General features: G+C 54.7%; 13 protein-coding genes. 7 read left to right on the top strand and 6 right to left on the bottom strand.

Annotated elements, in window-relative coordinates; all coding sequences use genetic code 11:
* Positions 1–42 precede the first annotated feature (42 nt).
* Positions 43–969 carry a LysR family transcriptional regulator gene (locus tag PO881_RS08020; protein WP_280172717.1) on the top strand — a complete coding sequence of 309 codons (927 nt, stop codon included), beginning with the start codon at positions 43–45 and terminating at the stop codon, positions 967–969.
* A 9-nt stretch (positions 970–978) separates the two neighbouring features.
* Here PO881_RS08020 and PO881_RS08015 read toward each other — a convergent pair whose 3' ends face one another.
* Together PO881_RS08015 and PO881_RS08010 are read right to left on the bottom strand one after the other, a co-directional pair.
* Positions 979–1,404 (bottom strand): DCC1-like thiol-disulfide oxidoreductase family protein, encoded by a 426-nt coding sequence (locus PO881_RS08015; protein WP_110865972.1) that lies wholly within the window; start codon positions 1,402–1,404, stop codon positions 979–981.
* 45 nt (positions 1,405–1,449) lie between these two features.
* The gene (locus tag PO881_RS08010) at positions 1,450–2,508 is read right to left on the bottom strand and encodes a nitronate monooxygenase (RefSeq protein WP_280172884.1); all 1,059 of its coding nucleotides are present in this window, start codon (positions 2,506–2,508) and stop codon (positions 1,450–1,452) included.
* Positions 2,509–2,617: 109 nt separating this feature from the next.
* Between PO881_RS08010 and PO881_RS08005 the strand changes: the two genes are divergently transcribed.
* The 4 genes from PO881_RS08005 to dcuR all read left to right on the top strand — a co-directional run bounded on the left by PO881_RS08005 (position 2,618) and on the right by dcuR (position 6,223).
* Positions 2,618–3,172, top strand: coding sequence for a flavin reductase family protein (locus PO881_RS08005; protein WP_210080481.1), 555 nt, complete (start codon positions 2,618–2,620; stop codon positions 3,170–3,172).
* 63 nt (positions 3,173–3,235) lie between these two features.
* Positions 3,236–3,772 carry a peptide-methionine (S)-S-oxide reductase MsrA gene (gene msrA / locus PO881_RS08000; protein WP_101760767.1) on the top strand — a complete coding sequence of 179 codons (537 nt, stop codon included), beginning with the start codon at positions 3,236–3,238 and terminating at the stop codon, positions 3,770–3,772.
* 109 nt (positions 3,773–3,881) lie between these two features.
* A complete protein-coding gene (locus PO881_RS07995; RefSeq protein ID WP_222233286.1) occupies positions 3,882–5,507 on the top strand; it encodes a sensor histidine kinase in 1,626 nt (541 codons plus the stop codon).
* A complete protein-coding gene (gene dcuR, locus PO881_RS07990; RefSeq protein ID WP_008102769.1) occupies positions 5,504–6,223 on the top strand; it encodes a two-component system response regulator DcuR in 720 nt (239 codons plus the stop codon). Before PO881_RS07995 ends, dcuR begins: the two co-directional genes overlap by 4 nt.
* Here dcuR and PO881_RS07985 read toward each other — a convergent pair.
* Positions 6,217–7,176, bottom strand: coding sequence for an FAD:protein FMN transferase (locus tag PO881_RS07985; RefSeq protein ID WP_280172716.1), 960 nt, complete (start codon positions 7,174–7,176; stop codon positions 6,217–6,219). The genes dcuR and PO881_RS07985 overlap by 7 nt on opposite strands.
* A 51-nt stretch (positions 7,177–7,227) precedes the next feature.
* Positions 7,228–10,008, bottom strand: a complete 2,781-nt coding sequence (locus PO881_RS07980) for a flavocytochrome c (protein ID WP_280172715.1) — start codon at positions 10,006–10,008, stop codon at positions 7,228–7,230.
* 605 nt (positions 10,009–10,613) lie between these two features.
* Here PO881_RS07980 and PO881_RS07975 point away from each other — a divergent pair.
* On the top strand, positions 10,614–12,128 hold the full coding sequence (locus PO881_RS07975) for an anion permease (RefSeq protein ID WP_137385596.1): 1,515 nt from the start codon (positions 10,614–10,616) through the stop codon (positions 12,126–12,128).
* A 163-nt stretch (positions 12,129–12,291) separates the two neighbouring features.
* Positions 12,292–13,935: a class I fumarate hydratase FumA gene (gene fumA, locus PO881_RS07970; protein ID WP_137385595.1), complete on the top strand. Its 1,644-nt coding sequence runs from the start codon at positions 12,292–12,294 to the stop codon at positions 13,933–13,935.
* A gap of 101 nt (positions 13,936–14,036) precedes the next feature.
* On the opposite strand, the gene PO881_RS07965 is transcribed toward fumA, so the two are convergent.
* Together PO881_RS07965 and PO881_RS07960 are read right to left on the bottom strand one after the other, a co-directional pair.
* Complete coding sequence (locus PO881_RS07965; RefSeq protein ID WP_110865967.1) at positions 14,037–14,249, bottom strand: hypothetical protein; 213 nt, start codon at positions 14,247–14,249, stop codon at positions 14,037–14,039.
* Positions 14,250–14,422: 173 nt separating this feature from the next.
* Positions 14,423–15,943 (bottom strand): aldehyde dehydrogenase family protein, encoded by a 1,521-nt coding sequence (locus PO881_RS07960; protein ID WP_101760773.1) that lies wholly within the window; start codon positions 15,941–15,943, stop codon positions 14,423–14,425.
* Between the last annotated feature and the right edge of the window lie 101 nt (positions 15,944–16,044).

Here is a 16,044-nt window from a genome sequence, read left to right as displayed (position 1 = left end):
TCGATGAAATAAGTGCAATAAAATCAATGATAGGTGAATTTCATGCATCATGTGCTGCGTCGACTGGACTTGAATCTCCTCCCCGTTTTCGACGCAGTTTTCAGACATCGTTCGGTCAGGCTGGCGGCGATTGAGCTCAGTTTGAGTACTTCCGCGTTAAGCCACGCGCTGTCCCGATTACGTGAGTTTTTTAAAGATCCGCTGTTCTACCGCGAAGGCCACAAAATGTGTCCCAGCGTTTATGCCTGCCAGCTGGCGCCCTATATTGCCGAAACGCTATCCGGGTTAAATCGGCATCTCAGTCCGCTGAAGCCTTTCGATCCGCTGACCAGTGATGACTGTTTTAGAATTGCGGTAACGGATTACACCGCTTTTTGTGTCTTTCCGCGGCTGATGCATGCGCTGACTGATACGGCACCCAATCTGAGTTTTGAACTCTGCCATTTGCCGCATAATCCGGCGCTGATTGAATTACTGGCGGGTGAAATCGATATGGCGCTGAGTTTTAGCGAGCCGGATAGCATGCATCATCCCGATCTCGAAGAGACCGATTTATTCAGTGATGAATTTATGGTGATTGCCAATGCGCGACGCAGCAGTCTGAATCTTGACGACTATCTTGCCGCCGGGCATCTGGTGGTTACGCCGTGGAATGAAAAACAGGGATTACTGGATTCCCATCTTGCGCGCATTGGCCTTAAACGCCGCATCGCCATCAGAACGCCATCGATGCTGAGTGCGCCCTTTATTATCGCGGAAAGTGAATTGCTGATGGCGATCCCGTCTTTCGTTGCCAGTAAAATCAAACAGGCCGCCGATGTGACCTCATTCAGGCTGCCGTTTCCCGCGCCAAGGTTCACCGTGAAAATCTATTCACACAAACGCAGCGGTAAACGGGAACCTACGGAATGGATTAAATCGATGATGGCTAAAACCATTTCGCAGCAAGCGTTCCGTTTCGAGGATTAACGGACGATTTTACTGGTCTAAAAATCGTCCGTGATAATCGGATTTAATGGGGTAATGCTCGTTGTAGCGACCAAAAAGCCGATAGCGATTTAGCGCAATGCGGTCGTAACAATAATTGCTGATAACGTCAGGCATAAACCTCACGACAGACAAAACGCGCCACGGCCACGGCATATAATGCATGATGCGGAAAATTGCCTGCGCACGGAGCCAATGATTTTGCCCATCAATCAAAACGATGGTGCGAATATCTTCATCTGGCAGACCGACAAAACGTAATAGCGCTTTCCCCTGCTCACTCTGAACCGCCGCAAAACGTACATGGCGTGGAATGCGATGACGCAGGAGAAACATCACCCACGCGTTGCACAGTTTGCATACGCCGTCGTATAAAACGACCTGTTCTCCGGGATTTATCCCAGCTGGGTTTGTCATCATCGTCTCCTCAACCATAGAGATTGTCGCAGCAGATAAGCTGCGTTACGCCGCCTGCCACTCCGCCACCAGCGTGTTAATTAATTCTGCCGCCGGCATTTCCCGCGCCAGCGCGGCGCCCTGCCCGGCCCACTGCGCGCCAAAGCCGTGCGCGCCTTTAGCGGCGGCGGCAGCAGCGAGCGCTTTGCCCAGCGCGTAGGTGAGTGGATAAGGGGGAATGGCATCCTGCGCGAACTCGCGCGCCAGCTGGCAAAAATCGTTGGTGAGACATCTTGCCGATCGGCCAGAAATGGCGGCAATCATCTCGGTGCTGTTGGCCTGCGCGCTTTTCAGCGCCTGACGATATGCCGCGTTGGCGGCGGATTCCGGGCACAGGATAAACGCGGTACCCAGCTGTACACCCGCCGCGCCCAGCTTGAGCATCGCAGCCATGCCCGCGCCATCCATCACGCCGCCGGCGGCAATCACCGGCAGCCGCGACGCCCGGCGAATCGCCTGCACCAGCGTAAAGGTGCTGAGCTGCTGATCGTCATTTTCTGGATGGAATATCCCGCGATGCCCGCCCGCCTCAATACCCTGTGCCACAATAAAATCGATGTCGGCAGCTTCGATGGCGTCTGCTTCAGCAACGCTGGTGGCGCTCGCCAGCGTGATAATGCCGCGACGTTTCAAGCGCTGCACAACCGCGGCGGACGGCAAGCCAAAGTGGAAACTCACTGCGGCGGGCGCGGTGTCAAGCAGGACCTCCAGCATCGCGTGGTTATCCACAAACGTTTGATAAATTTCTGACAGCGCATCGGGCGGTGTCGCTTCATAGCGAGCAAACACCGGCTTGAAACGTGCGATCCACGCCTGTTCTTGCTGAGGATTGCGCTGCATCGGCGCGTGGCAGAAGACGTTGACGTTGATGGGCGCGGCTGTCAGGGCGAGCGTTTTGCGGATCATGCTATCCGCCTGTTGCGGCGTTGAAGCGCCCACGCTGATCGAACCCAGCGCGCCGCTGGTGCTCACCGCCGCCGCCAGTTCCGGCGTCGAGACGCCCGCCATCGGCGCCTGAACGATCGGATAGCGAAGGTTAAGGGTCTGACACAGGATGTTGTTCATATTATTGGCCTGTTGGTAAGAGGTAGCCGATAACATGCCGCGATTTTTCGGCTCGGTAAAGGCTGGCATCTACACTTAATCTGTCTGTACCTACAACAGGAGAATCCCGATGCATAAAATCGACTTTCCGGTAAGCAAAGCGCGGAAGTATCTGGAGCCGGGTCCGGTGGTGCTGCTGAGTTCCCAGTTTGAGGATCATCGCGACATCATGACGCTCGGCTGGCACACCATTCTGGAGTTCTCGCCGTCGCTGGTTGGCTGCATGATTGCCGGCGGCAATTACAGCCATGAACTGATTCGCCAGAGCGGCCAGTGCGTGATTAACGTGCCATCAGCCAATCTGGTGGACAGCGTGGTGGCGATCGGTAACAGCCACGGCGATCGTCTCGATAAGTTTGATGCCTTCAATCTGACGCCCGAACCGGCCAGCGTGGTCAATGCGCCGTTAATCGGCGAGTGCTTTGCCAGCTTTGAGTGCCAGCTGTATGACGATTCAATGGTTGATAACTACAACTTCTTTATCTTTGAGATCGTTAAAGCGCATGTAGCTGAAACGCCGGAGTTTCCGCCGACGCTGCACTACACCGGCGAAGGACGCTTCAGCGTGATGAGCAATTTGCGGCTCGACAAGCGCGGCGACTTTAAGCCTGAAATGTTAATTTAACTGCTTGAATTGATATGGGCTTGCCCCCACTTTGATTCTTTCGCCCTGACAGGAGTAGATATAATGGCAACCGAATATGCGGTGATCGCAGGTGGCTGTTTCTGGTGTACTGAAGCAGTGTTTAAAGATGTGATTGGCGTGGAGTCAGTCGAGAGTGGATATACCGGCGGCGCACGCCCGAATCCAACCTACGAGCAGGTGTGCAGCGGTGCGACCGGCCACGCAGAAGCGATTCGCATCGGTTTCGATCCAGAGCAGGTGAAGTACGGCGATCTGCTGGATATCAGCTTTGCCACCCACGATCCCACTACGCTGAACCGCCAGGGCAACGATGTTGGCACCCAATATCGCTCTGCGATTTTCCCGGCGAATGCTGAGCAGGAAGCCGAAGCGATTGCCGCGATTGCGCGCGCGCAGGAGAATCTGAGCGATCCGGTAGTGACCACCATCGAGCCGCTGAAAGAGTGGTATGCGGCAGAAGGTTATCATCAGGATTATTGGCAAGGCGCGGGTCAGCGCAACGGCTACTGCATGGCGGTAATCCCACCGAAACTGCAAAAGCTGCGTAAGAGCTTTGCGAATCGCGTTAAATCGAGTTAATTCAGTACCGCCAATGTCGAGGCCGCCACGAATGGCGGCCTTACATGGTGCGCGACCTTCTTCTGTTTATCCGTCATAATATGTGCCCTCTTCTCCTCCGAGAGCGATCATGTCTTCTTCACAGCAAGGAACCGCGGCGCGCAAGCAGCCGATGAAGCTTAATACGCTGGTCACCCTGATGCTAAGCGCAGTGATTGTGCTGGTGCTGCTCAGCGTGCATATGTTCTATTTCTTCCAGATTGGCGCAGCGACCCGCGCGCAGCTGGAGGACAAAGCCATGGCGGTGGCGCGCACGCTGGCCGACTCACCGGAAATCCAGCGTGCATTGGCGTTCCCGCCGGATGGCACGCGCATCCAGCCGATCGCCAAAGCGGTGGAAGAGACCAATAATTTGCTGTTCATTACTGTCACCAACATGGACGGCATCCGCTATTCGCATCGCAATCCTGAACTGATTGGCAAACACTTCATCGGTGACGATCTGGAGCCCGCGCTGCGCGGCCATGAAAACGTCTCGGTGAATAAAGGTTCGCTGGCGAAAGCGCTGCGCGTGTTTACGCCGGTGTACAACAATCAGCATCAGCAGATTGGCGTGGTGGCGATTGGTATCTCACTGGATGCCGTTTCGGTGCAGATCAACGAGAGCCGCTGGAGCATCCTGTGGACCATCTTTATTGGCACGCTGGCCGGCGCCATCGGTACTTTTGTACTGGTGCGCGTGCTGAAGCGCATTTTGTTTGGCCTCGAACCCTACGAAATTTCTACCCTGTTTGAACAGCGTCAGGCGATTCTCAACTCGCTAAAAGAAGGCGTGGTGGCGATGGATGATCAGGCGCAGGTGACGCTGGTGAATCAGGCGGCGCGATCGCTGCTGAACGATTCGATGGGCACCATCAGCGGCGACCGCATCTACGATGCCTCAGTGATTGACGATCATCTGCGGGATGTGCTGCACAGCGGGCGGGCGCGGCGTGATGAAGAGTTGAATGTGAATGGCCGCGTGTTGCTAAGTAATACCGTACCGGTGCGCACGCAGGGACGAATTATCGGCGCGGTCTGCACCTTCAGGGACAAGACGGAAATCAGTCAACTGATGCAGCGTCTGACGGGCATGGTAAACTACGTCGATGCGCTGCGTGAGCGCTCGCACGAGTTTATGAACAAGCTGCATGTGATCCTCGGCCTGCTGCACATGAAAAACTACACGCAGGTGGAAAGCTACATTCTCAAAACCGCCAATAATTACCAGACGGAGATCGGTTTCCTGCTCGATAAGATTAAGTCGCCGGTGATTGCTGGTTTCTTGCTGAGCAAAATCAACCGCGCGTCGGATTGCGGCCATCGCCTGACCATCAGCGATGCCAGCTTCCTGCCCGACAGCGGCAATGAGCAGCAGATGGCGGCGCTGATTACGGTGATCGGCAATCTGATTGAGAACGCGCTGGATGCGATGAGCGAGCAGGTAGAAGGCGAGATTCACGTGATGCTGCACTACCAAAACGGTTGGCTGACCTGTGAAGTGAGTGATGATGGTCCGGGCATTGAAGCCGATCATCTCAGCACCATTTTCGAAAAAGGCTTCTCCACCAAAGGTGAAAACCGCGGTGTCGGGCTGTTTCTGCTGCAGCAGCAAACCGAAAATATCGGTGGCAGCGTGAGTGTGGAGTCAGAACCCGGCGTGTTTACCCAATTTTTAGTCCAACTTCCCTGGGATGGAGGAAACCAATCCGCATGATCAATGTGTTAGTGGTCGATGATGACGCCATGGTCGCCGAGCTTAATCGCGCGTATATCGGCCAAATTCAGGGCTTTCACTGTTGTGGCACCGCCTCAACCTTGAAGCAGGCGAAAGAGATCCTGTTCAATAGCGATACTGCGGTCGATCTGGTGCTGCTGGATATCTATATGCAGCAGGAAAATGGCCTCGATCTGTTGCCGGAGCTGCGCACGGCGCAGAGCGCGGTGGAAGTGATCATCATTTCGTCGGCGGCCGATGCGGAGAATATCAAAACCTCGCTGCACTACGGCGTGGTGGATTACCTGATCAAACCGTTCCAGTTCCCACGTTTTGAAGAGGCGCTGACCGGCTGGCGGCAGAAGAAATCGCTGATGGACAATCAGCATTACTATCAGCAAGCGGATGTGGATCTGCTGATTCACGGCAGCCCGGCCACGCAGCACGACAATAAGCGCCTGCCAAAAGGCTTAACGCCGCAAACGCTGCGCACGCTGTGTCAGTGGATTGATGCGCATCCGGGGCATGAATTTTCGACTGACGAACTGGCAGCTGAAGTGAACATCTCGCGCGTGTCGTGTCGTAAATACCTGATTTGGCTGGCGCAGATTAATATTCTGTTCACCAGCATTCACTATGGCGCGACCGGCCGTCCGGTGTACCGCTATCGCCTGCAGCCGGAATACCATTCGCTGCTGCAGCAATATTGTCAGTAACGTAGCTGCCAGTCGACATCGAGCTGCTGGAAGTGAAAGTGCTGCGGCGAGGAGCAGATGATCTGCCGATCGCGCGTGACAAACACCGCGTCGATGTCGGGCTGGTCAGCGAGATAAGCCAGCCCTTGCTCCACGCCCATGCCAAAGAGCAGCGTGGTGTAGATATCGCCATCAATCGAGCGATCGGAAATCACCGTCACGCTCAGCAGTTCGTTATCAAGCGGATAGCCGGTTTGCGGATCAAAAATATGATGCCAGCAGCGGCCGTCCAGTTCGAAGTAGCGCTCATAAATCCCCGACGTCACCACCGATTTGCCCTGCACCTGCAGCACGCCTAACAGCTCATCATCACGACCAAACGGCTTTTTCAGGCCAATGCCCCAACCCTGCGGCTCGTGCGGCGGCGAACCCAGCGTTTGCACATTGCCGCCCAGATTGATCAGCGCCTGCTGCACGCCCTGCTGGCGTAAAAACGCCTGCACGCGATCGGCGATGTAGCCTTTGGCGATGGCGCCGAGATCGATCTCCATGCCTGGCAGTTGCAAAAACACTGAGCGATCGGCGGGATTGAGCACGACCTGATGCGGATCGGTCAGCTTTAGCAGGGATGCGACTTCTGGCGCAGGCGGCACCGCACGTCCCTGAAAACCGATTTTCCAGCGCTTCACAATCGGCCCAATGGTGAAATTGAAGGCGCTGTCCGGCAGTAAACTCACGGCGTGTGCCACGCTAATTAACGCAAACACCGCTTCGCTGACGATCACCGGATGACGGCCTGCGGCGTGGTTGATCGACATCACTTCGGATTCAGCGCGGTTAACGGTGAACAGGTTTTCCTGCTGTTTTATCAGTTGAAATACGTGGCGGGCAAGCGTGGGATTGTCATCAAACAATTTGAGCAGAATGGGCGAACCCATCAGAACGGCAGAGTAAGAAAAGACGCCAGCGGTCATTGCATGCCTCTAAAGAAAACGATGCCCGCACAAGGCGGGCATCTTTACAGCTTAGTGTCCTAACGCCAGTTTAGCCGCGTTGTGACCGGCTTTGATACCGAAGATGATGATATCGGCCACCGCATTGCCGCCGATGCGGTTGGCGCCGTGGATGCCGCCGACCACTTCACCGGCCGCCCATGCGCCTGGAATCACCTCTTTCTGCGCATCCAGCACCGCGGTATCGGTGTTGATGGTCACGCCGCCCATGGTGTGATGCACGCCCGGTGCGATACGAATCGCGAAGTAAGGACCTTTATTCAGCGGGTGACGCAGCGCGGTTTTACGACCGAAGTCCTCGTCATCCTGCTTCGCCACGAACTCGTTGTAACGACCGAGCGTGGTTTGCAGCGCTTCCTGATCCATGTTGAGTTTCACCGCCAGCTCGTGTGGCGTTGGCGCGCTGATGACAAAGCCTTTAGCGATGTATTCGTCAGCCGCTTTGTTATTGGCGCGTACCTGCTCGTCAAACACAATCCACGCACTCTTCTCAGGCAGCGCGATGATCTCAGCGGACACTTTGTCACGGGTTTCCATTTCATTGTAGAAACGCTTGCCTGCCTGGCTCACCAGAATCGCCCCGCCGCCGCGCATTGCTTCGGAAATCAGGTACGACGTGGTTTGCTCAACCGTTGGGTGAATCTGGATTTCACCCATATCCACGGTATCCGCACCGATGTGTTGCAGCATGGCGATGCCGCTGCCGGTGGCGCCTTTATGGTTGGTGGTGACGAAACCGTCCAGCTCAGGGCGATATTTCACCACCATTTCGCGGTTGGCACTGAAGCCGCCGGTCGCCACAATCACGCTTTTGGCGTTAATAATGCGGCTGTCGTTGTACTCATCCACCACTTTCACGCCGGTGACCGCACCGTTTTCCACTAAAATTTCGGCCACTGAGGTTTCCAGCAACACTTCGATATTGCGCAGATTAACGTTTTTTACCAGCCCGCTAATCAAAAAGCCGCCGACTGCCGAACGATCTTCAGGACGGTGCGTACGATCGATGCTCATGCCGCCGGTGATGGTGATGTCGCACAGCTCGATGTCTTTGGCGGCCAGCCACTCAATCGCTTCGGGCGCCTGCTCAACAAATTCGCGCAGCAGCACCGGATTGTTTTTAAATTTGCCGCCTTTCAGCGTCTCTTCATAGAACAGCTCTTTGCTGTCTTCAATGCCTTTCAACTTCTGATAACGGGTTTCCGCCGCGTTCATCCCGACCGAGGCTTTGATGGTGTTACCGCCGATGGTGGGCATCTTCTCGATGATCACCACGCGTGCGCCATCGTCATGCGCCTGAATCGCCGCCGCCAGACCGGCACCGCCGGTGCCCACTACCACCACATCGTAATTCACCGGTGCGTTCGGGTTACCGCCCTCTTCAATCACATACTCTTTGCTTGAAGTGGTCATGGCGCGTGATACCGCTTTTTTCAGCGCTTCACTCTGCGTGGTGGCGCCAGTGATGGCGTCAACGTGCGGGCTGTTCGCCACCAGAATGCGTTCACGCAGACTTTCGAAGGTGCTGGTGAAGTCGACGTCGAGGCTCGGATCCGGCACCAGCGAGATGTCGGTGATACGGTCGGTGTCGAGGGTAACGTTGATTTTCAGCTTCAGCGCTTCGGCTTCGACTTTCGCCTGATAAACGCCCGCTTTGTATTTACGGCCGGTATCGCTGACGTCGCGGATCATCGCATCCACCAGCGAGAAGCGCCACAGCGGTTCCGGGATAGTCAACTCTTCGCGCTTGGTGCTGTCGATATACAGCTCCATGTGCTGATTCTTGATGACGCGATCGGTCCAGTCCGGATAGGCGATACAGGCTTTGCCCACCGCCACCAAGTCGAAACCGTGCTCCAGCGCGTTCTCGGCATCTTCTTTATTGACGATGCCGCCGACGCCAATCACCGGCACTTTCGCCAGGTTAGGTGAACGCTGTGCCAGGTATTTGGTGATCAGCGGCGTTGGATCCTGAGTGTCGACAATCGACGGACGCAGCAGCTGGCCAACAGAGAAGTGAACGTAGTCGAGACCGCGTTCTGCCAGTTTCTCCAGCAGATAGAGCGTGTCGTCCCAGCGGATTCCCGGCACTTCCAGCTCTTCCGGTGAGAAGCGATAACCGATGATGAAGTCTGCCGCGGCGAAGCGGTCAGCCATTTTGTGGGTGATTTCCAGCACTTCCAGTGGGAAACGCGCGCGATTGTCGCGGCTGCCGCCCCATTTGTCGTCGCGCTGGTTGGAGTTTGGCGAGTAGAACTGCTGGATCAGATAGGTGTTGGCGCCGTGAATCTCCACGCCGTCGAAGCCGGCTTTGATCGCGCGGTTCACCGCATCACCAAATTTGGTGATCATCACATCCACTTCTTCTGCAGTCAGCGCCTGAGGTTGAGTGGCACCGTCGCGCGGTGCGGCGATGGCGCTCGGTGCGACCGGGGTTTTACCGCCGATCAGCGCCGGTTCAACCATACGGCCGCCGTGATAAATCTGCAGAATCGCTTTGGAGCCTTGCGACTTGATGGCGTGGGCGATTTTCGCAAGGCCTGGGATTTTGTTGTCGCTGTCGATACCGAGCGCGCCTGGAAACGCAGGGCCGCGGTTATCAATAAAGCAGCACTCGACAATCACGGTACCGATGCTGCCGGCGCGCACGCGATAATATTCGACAAGGTCACTGGTAACACCGCCATCGTAATAACCGGTACAGGTGGTCATCGGTGCCATAACCAGTCGGTTTTTAAGCACCGCACCTTTCGGTAACGTAAGCGGATTAAGAATCGGGGTGAGCGTATTCATGATGAGCAACTCCAGAATTAAGAAACTTGGTATTCAATTCTTTGGGGGTTCGGAGAATTTTATAATTATTTGAGTGGTCCGATTTCATGGCGTAAATATAGCATTTTATTTACTTACATAACCTTATTCGTTAGTTATATAAGTTTTACGCATGAAAATAATATTTGAGGCTTATTGCTAAAAGCTGCGCTCCGCTAAGTTTTAACCAAGACTTGACAAAAATCAACTTTTTCCTTACATTTAAAACAAATCCAGTCTTATCATAAAGATAAATCGTCTCCTTTCTCTGCTTTTTGCTTGATTTGTGCCGTTTTATTCATCTCACACAGTTAATTTTCACCTAATGGTTCGTTAATTAAGGCGCACAGGTTTAAAGCAAAAAAATCACCAATAAATTTTATTGATCTAGATCAAAATAGATATTTTAATTAATCGCATCATAAGCGCATCCATTAGATAATTCGCGCATCGAATTTTGTAAATGGCGATTTATTAAGACTCAGTTTTAAATGTCACGACTAATCTGTTAAAAGGGTTTTGTAACTAAAAAAACCAGCTTGGTTCGGGGCGTATATCCGCATTCTCCATAACTTGCAGACAAAACTATGAACACACAAACAACCCAGAGTGAATCCCTCACCGCGCCTCCCGCGGCACCAGGGAAAAAAAAGAACCGCCTGATAATGTTGTGCCTGCCAATTATTGTGGCTGTGCTGTTGCTGCTGGTGCCGACTCCTGCGGGATTGGAACCTTACGCCTGGCACTTCTTCGCCATTTTTGTCGGGGTTATTGTGGGACTGATTTTCGAGCCGCTGCCGGGTGCCGTTATCGGGTTAACCGGCGTGGTGGTGATTGCGCTGTTCAGCCAGTGGGTGCTGTTTAGCCCGGCAGAACTGGCGGATCCCAAGTTCAAAACCGCGGCGCAGTCGTTCAAATGGGCGGTGAGTGGCTTCGGCAACTCCACGGTCTGGCTGATCTTCGGTGCCTTCATGTTCGCCGCAGGCTACGATAAAACCCAGTTCGGTCGCCGCCTGGCGCTGATTCTGGTGAAATATCTGGGCCGTCGTAGCCTGACGCTGGGTTACGCCATTACCTTCGCTGACCTGTTGCTGGCGCCGTTTACGCCATCCAACACCGCGCGCAGCGGCGGTACCATCTATCCCATTATTGCAAACCTGCCGCCGCTCTATGGTTCAAAACCGAACGATCCTAGCGCACGTAAGATTGGTTCATACCTGATGTGGGTTGCCATCACCGCCGCCTGTATCACCAGTTCAATGTTCCTTTCTGCGCTGGCACCAAACCTGCTGGCGCTGGCGCTGGTAAAAAGCGTGGTGGGCTTTGATATCTCATGGGGCATGTGGTTCCTCGCCTTCCTGCCGCTGGGCGTGCTGCTGATTCTCACCATGCCGCTGCTGGCTTACTGGCTTTATCCGCCAGAAGTGAAAGTGAACGATGAAGTACCGCGCTGGGCCACCGCTGAGCTGGCTAAACTCGGTAAACTGAAACGTAACGAAATCCTGCTGCTGGGCTTCGTGGTTGCGGCGCTGATGATGTGGATCTTCGCCACCGCCTGGATTGAGCCCGCAATGGCCGCACTGTTAGTCATCGTGCTGATGCTGTGGACCGGCGTACTCAACTGGAATGACATCACCAGCAATAAAGCCGCCTGGAACACCTTCGCCTGGTTCGCCACGCTGGTCGCGCTGGCGGATGGTTTAGCGCGCGTTGGCTTCATCGCGTGGCTGGGTAAAGAAGGCGCAATGCTGTTGCAAGGCTATGACCCGCAGGTTTCTGCCGTCGTCCTTCTGGTCGCCTTCTACCTGCTGCATTATCTGTTCGCCAGTACCACCGCGCACACCACCGCGCTGCTGCCCGCGATGCTGACCATCGCCGCATCCATTCCGGGCATCAACATGCCGGTGTTCTGCCTGATGATGTGTGTTTCTCTGGGTGTGATGGGCATTATCACCCCGTACGGCACCGGCCCAAGCCCGATTTATTACGGTAGCGGCTATCTGCCAACTAAAGATTACTGGCGCCTGGGCACCATCTTCGGCGCGCTGTTCCTGGTTCTTCTGATGGTTGTCGCCTATCCATGGATGGTGATGATGTTCTGATGATGTTGCTTCGATGTTAAAAACGGAGCCGCGCATACCGTGAAAATGTTATGATACTCGCCAGTCAGCCCCTGCGGAGTGCTGGCGAGAGAAAATCGAATAACAAACTGCCTAATTTGTCGCCCGTCATGCTGGCGGGCCACACGAAGCTAAGTGAGCCAACATGTCGAACAAACCCTTCTATTATCAGGATCCCTTTCCTCTCGCCAAAGATGATACCGAATACTATCTGCTGAGCCGCGATTACGTCTCGGTGGCCAACTTCGATGGCGAAGAAGTCCTGAAAGTCGATCCCAAAGCGCTGACGCTGCTGGCGAAGCAGGCATTCCACGATGCTTCCTTCATGCTGCGCGCCTCGCATCAGGCGCAGGTCGCGTCCATTCTTGCCGACGATGAAGCCAGCAAGAACGACAAATACGTCGCCCTGCAGTTCCTGCGCAACTCCGAAATTGCCGCCAAAGGCGTGCTGCCAACCTGTCAGGATACTGGCACCGCCATCATCATGGGCAAAAAAGGCCAGCGTGTCTGGACCGGTGGCGGCGATGAAGCCGCGCTGTCGCAAGGCGTTTACAACACCTTTATTGAAGATAACCTGCGCTATTCACAGAATGCCGCGCTGGATATGTATAAAGAGGTGAATACCGGCACCAACCTGCCGGCGCAGATCGACCTCTACAGCGTTGATGGCGACGAATACAAATTCCTGTGCATCGCTAAAGGTGGCGGTTCCGCCAACAAAACCTATCTGTATCAGGAAACCAAAGCGCTGATTACGCCCGCCAAATTGAAGAACTACCTGATCGATAAAATGATGTCGCTGGGTACCGCGGCCTGTCCGCCGTACCATATCGCGTTTGTGATTGGCGGGACTTCAGCCGAAGCCACGCTGAAAACCGTCAAACTGGCTTCAACCCACTATTACGATTCGCTGCCGACTGAAGGCAACGAGCATGGTCAGGCGTTCCGCGACATTCAGCTGGAAGAAGAACTGCTGAAAGCCTCGCAGGAGCTTGGCCTCGGCGCGCAGTTTGGCGGTAAATATTTTGCGCATGATATCCGCGTGGTGCGTCTGCCGCGTCACGGCGCATCCTGCCCGGTGGGTATGGGCGTGTCATGTTCCGCAGACCGAAATATCAAGGCCAAGATCAACCGTGAAGGCATCTGGATTGAGAAGTTGGAAGACAATCCAGGCCGCTATATTCCGGAAGCGCTGCGTCAGCAGGGTGAAGGCGAAGTGGTGCATGTCGATCTCAACCAGCCGATGAGCGAAATTCTGGCGCTGCTGTCGGCTTATCCGGTCTCAACCCGCTTGTCGCTTAACGGCACCATTATCGTGGCGCGCGACATTGCGCACGCCAAGCTGAAAGAGCGCATCGATAACGGCGAAGGCCTGCCGCAGTACATCAAGGACCATCCGGTCTATTACGCGGGTCCAGCGAAGACGCCAGAAGGTTATGCCTCCGGTTCACTCGGCCCAACCACTGCAGGTCGTATGGATTCCTACGTTGATCTGCTGCAGGCCAATGGCGGCAGCATGGTGATGCTGGCGAAGGGCAACCGTAGCAAACAGGTTACCGATGCGTGTCAAAAACACGGCGGCTTCTACCTGGGCAGCATCGGCGGCCCGGCTGCGGTGCTGGCACAGCAGAGTATTAAGAGTCTGGAATGCGTGGAGTATGCCGAACTCGGCATGGAAGCGATCTGGAAGATTGAAGTGGAAAACTTCCCGGCATTCATTTTGGTGGATGACAAAGGAAACGACTTCTTCCAGCAGATTCACAATAACTGTGCCGCCTGCGTGAAGTAATCTGCGCATCGCACCACAAAAAAGCCGTTATCTTGTGATAGCGGCTTTTTTATTGCGATATTTCTGACGAATTGATCATCGAATGAGGCAAAACAGAAAGGTTAAAAACGGAATTGGCTCTCCAGTTGACGCAATGTTTCCATGCGTTGTGCCGTGGCGATTTCGCGCGCTTTTACTTCCAGCAGCAGGTCAGCATCGTTTTGGCCAATCACATACACCGCCTGACGCCCAGGCAGGTTAACGGTAATAATATTTTGCTCCACACCGTCCAGCATCTCATCATGCTGTTCCAGGTAGTTATACAACGTGTTCATGAAATCTCCTTGAAAATAGGTGGGCTATTCTGCCCAATCGCCTCCTTTAAACACACAAGACCTGGCTTAAAGATGCCACCTTGATCAGAAAATTCTGGCGAAGTGAATATCCTGCAGCGGCAAGATGACGAAGAGATGAAAAGGCAGCGAGATTGCCCCGCCGCCGTTTTCAATCAGAAGAAACCCAGCGGTTGCGTGCTGTAACTCACCAGCAGGTTTTTCGTTTGCTGATAATGATCGAGCATCATTTTGTGGGTTTCGCGACCAATACCCGATTTCTTATAGCCGCCAAACGCCGCGTGCGCCGGATAGAGGTGATAACAGTTAGTCCAGACGCGACCGGCTTTGATGGCGCGGCCCATGCGATAGGCGCGATTGATGTCGCGGGTCCAGACGCCCGCGCCCAGTCCGTAAATCGAATCATTGGCAATTGCCAGCGCTTCCGCTTCATCTTTGAAGGTCAGCACACCAACCACCGGGCCAAATATCTCCTCCTGGAACACGCGCATGCTGTTATTCCCTTTGAGCAGTGTCGGCTGGATGTAGTAGCCGCTGGCAAACTCTTCGCCCACTTTCTCTACGCCGCCGCCGTGCAGCACCTGCGCGCCCTCTTGCTGCGCAATTTCCAGATAAGAGAGGATTTTGTCGAACTGCTGCTGCGACGCCTGCGCGCCAATCATGGTTTCGGTATCCAGCGGATCGCCACGTTTAATGGTTTTGATGCGCTTCATCACCGCCGCCATAAACGGCTCAAAGATCGATTCCTGCACTAGCGCGCGCGACGGACAGGTACAAACTTCACCCTGATTAAGGAAGCCCAGCACCACGCCTTCTGCCGCTTTCTCAATGAAACTCTCTTCAGCATCCATGATGTCTTCGAAGAAGATGTTCGGCGACTTGCCGCCCAGTTCAACGGTGGACGGGATCAGGCTTTTCGCCGCCAGCTCCAGAATATGGCCGCCAGTGGCAGTGGATCCGGTGAAGGCGATTTTGGCGATGCCCGGATGGGATGCCAGCGCTTCGCCTGCCTCTTTGCCGTAACCATGTACCACGTTGATCACACCCGGCGGCAGCAGATCTTTGATCACGTCCATAAACAGCGTAATCGACAGCGGCGTTTGCTCGGCCGGTTTCAACACCACGCAGTTACCTGCGCCGAGCGCCGGCGCCAGTTTCCATGCCGCCATCAGCAGCGGGAAGTTCCACGGAATGATTTGCCCGACCACGCCCAGCGGTTCGTGGAAGTGATAGGCGGCGGTGAACTCATCGATTTCAGCGGCGGTGCCTTCCTGCGCACGCACGCAGCCAGCGAAATAGCGGAAGTGATCGACCGCCAGCGGCAGATCCGCCGCCAGCGTTTCACGCACCGGCTTACCGTTATCCCAGGTTTCGTTGACCGCGATATATTCCAGATTCTCTTCCAGCCGATCGGCAATTTTCAGCAGCACCAGCGAGCGTGCCTGCGGCGAGGTTTTGCCCCACGCATCGGCAGCGGCCTGGGCGGCAGCCACGGCGTTATCAATATCGGCGCGGTCCGAACGGGGAAATTCGCCAATGGTAGAAGCATTGATCGGTGAAGTGTTGACGAAGTAGTTACCGTTCACCGGTGCAACAAATTCGCCGTTGATAAAGTTGCCATAACGCGATTGCAGAGTAATGAGAGAACCTTGTTCTCCCGGAGCAGCGTAACGCATGGTGTTTCTCCTTGCGGGACAGAGTGGCGATTAACAACTATGAAACCTGTTATTAACATTGGGCGATCCACGCCAGCCTGTCAGATCGTAAAAGGGGAAAC

Source organism: Pantoea sp. SS70 (assembly GCF_029866845.1).
In the GTDB taxonomy this organism is placed as follows: domain Bacteria; phylum Pseudomonadota; class Gammaproteobacteria; order Enterobacterales; family Enterobacteriaceae; genus Pantoea; species Pantoea leporis.
This window is presented reverse-complemented; position numbering and strand designations above follow the sequence as displayed.

Coding starts and splice junctions, on each gene's coding strand:
- PO881_RS08020 (WP_280172717.1), top strand. CDS start 43: ATGCATCATGTGCTGCGTCGACTGGACTTGAATCTCCTCCCCGTTTTC.
- PO881_RS08015 (WP_110865972.1), bottom strand. CDS start 1,404: ATGACAAACCCAGCTGGGATAAATCCCGGAGAACAGGTCGTTTTATAC.
- PO881_RS08010 (WP_280172884.1), bottom strand. CDS start 2,508: ATGAACAACATCCTGTGTCAGACCCTTAACCTTCGCTATCCGATCGTT.
- PO881_RS08005 (WP_210080481.1), top strand. CDS start 2,618: ATGCATAAAATCGACTTTCCGGTAAGCAAAGCGCGGAAGTATCTGGAG.
- msrA (WP_101760767.1), top strand. CDS start 3,236: ATGGCAACCGAATATGCGGTGATCGCAGGTGGCTGTTTCTGGTGTACT.
- PO881_RS07995 (WP_222233286.1), top strand. CDS start 3,882: ATGTCTTCTTCACAGCAAGGAACCGCGGCGCGCAAGCAGCCGATGAAG.
- dcuR (WP_008102769.1), top strand. CDS start 5,504: ATGATCAATGTGTTAGTGGTCGATGATGACGCCATGGTCGCCGAGCTT.
- PO881_RS07985 (WP_280172716.1), bottom strand. CDS start 7,176: ATGACCGCTGGCGTCTTTTCTTACTCTGCCGTTCTGATGGGTTCGCCC.
- PO881_RS07980 (WP_280172715.1), bottom strand. CDS start 10,008: ATGAATACGCTCACCCCGATTCTTAATCCGCTTACGTTACCGAAAGGT.
- PO881_RS07975 (WP_137385596.1), top strand. CDS start 10,614: ATGAACACACAAACAACCCAGAGTGAATCCCTCACCGCGCCTCCCGCG.
- fumA (WP_137385595.1), top strand. CDS start 12,292: ATGTCGAACAAACCCTTCTATTATCAGGATCCCTTTCCTCTCGCCAAA.
- PO881_RS07965 (WP_110865967.1), bottom strand. CDS start 14,249: ATGAACACGTTGTATAACTACCTGGAACAGCATGATGAGATGCTGGAC.
- PO881_RS07960 (WP_101760773.1), bottom strand. CDS start 15,943: ATGCGTTACGCTGCTCCGGGAGAACAAGGTTCTCTCATTACTCTGCAA.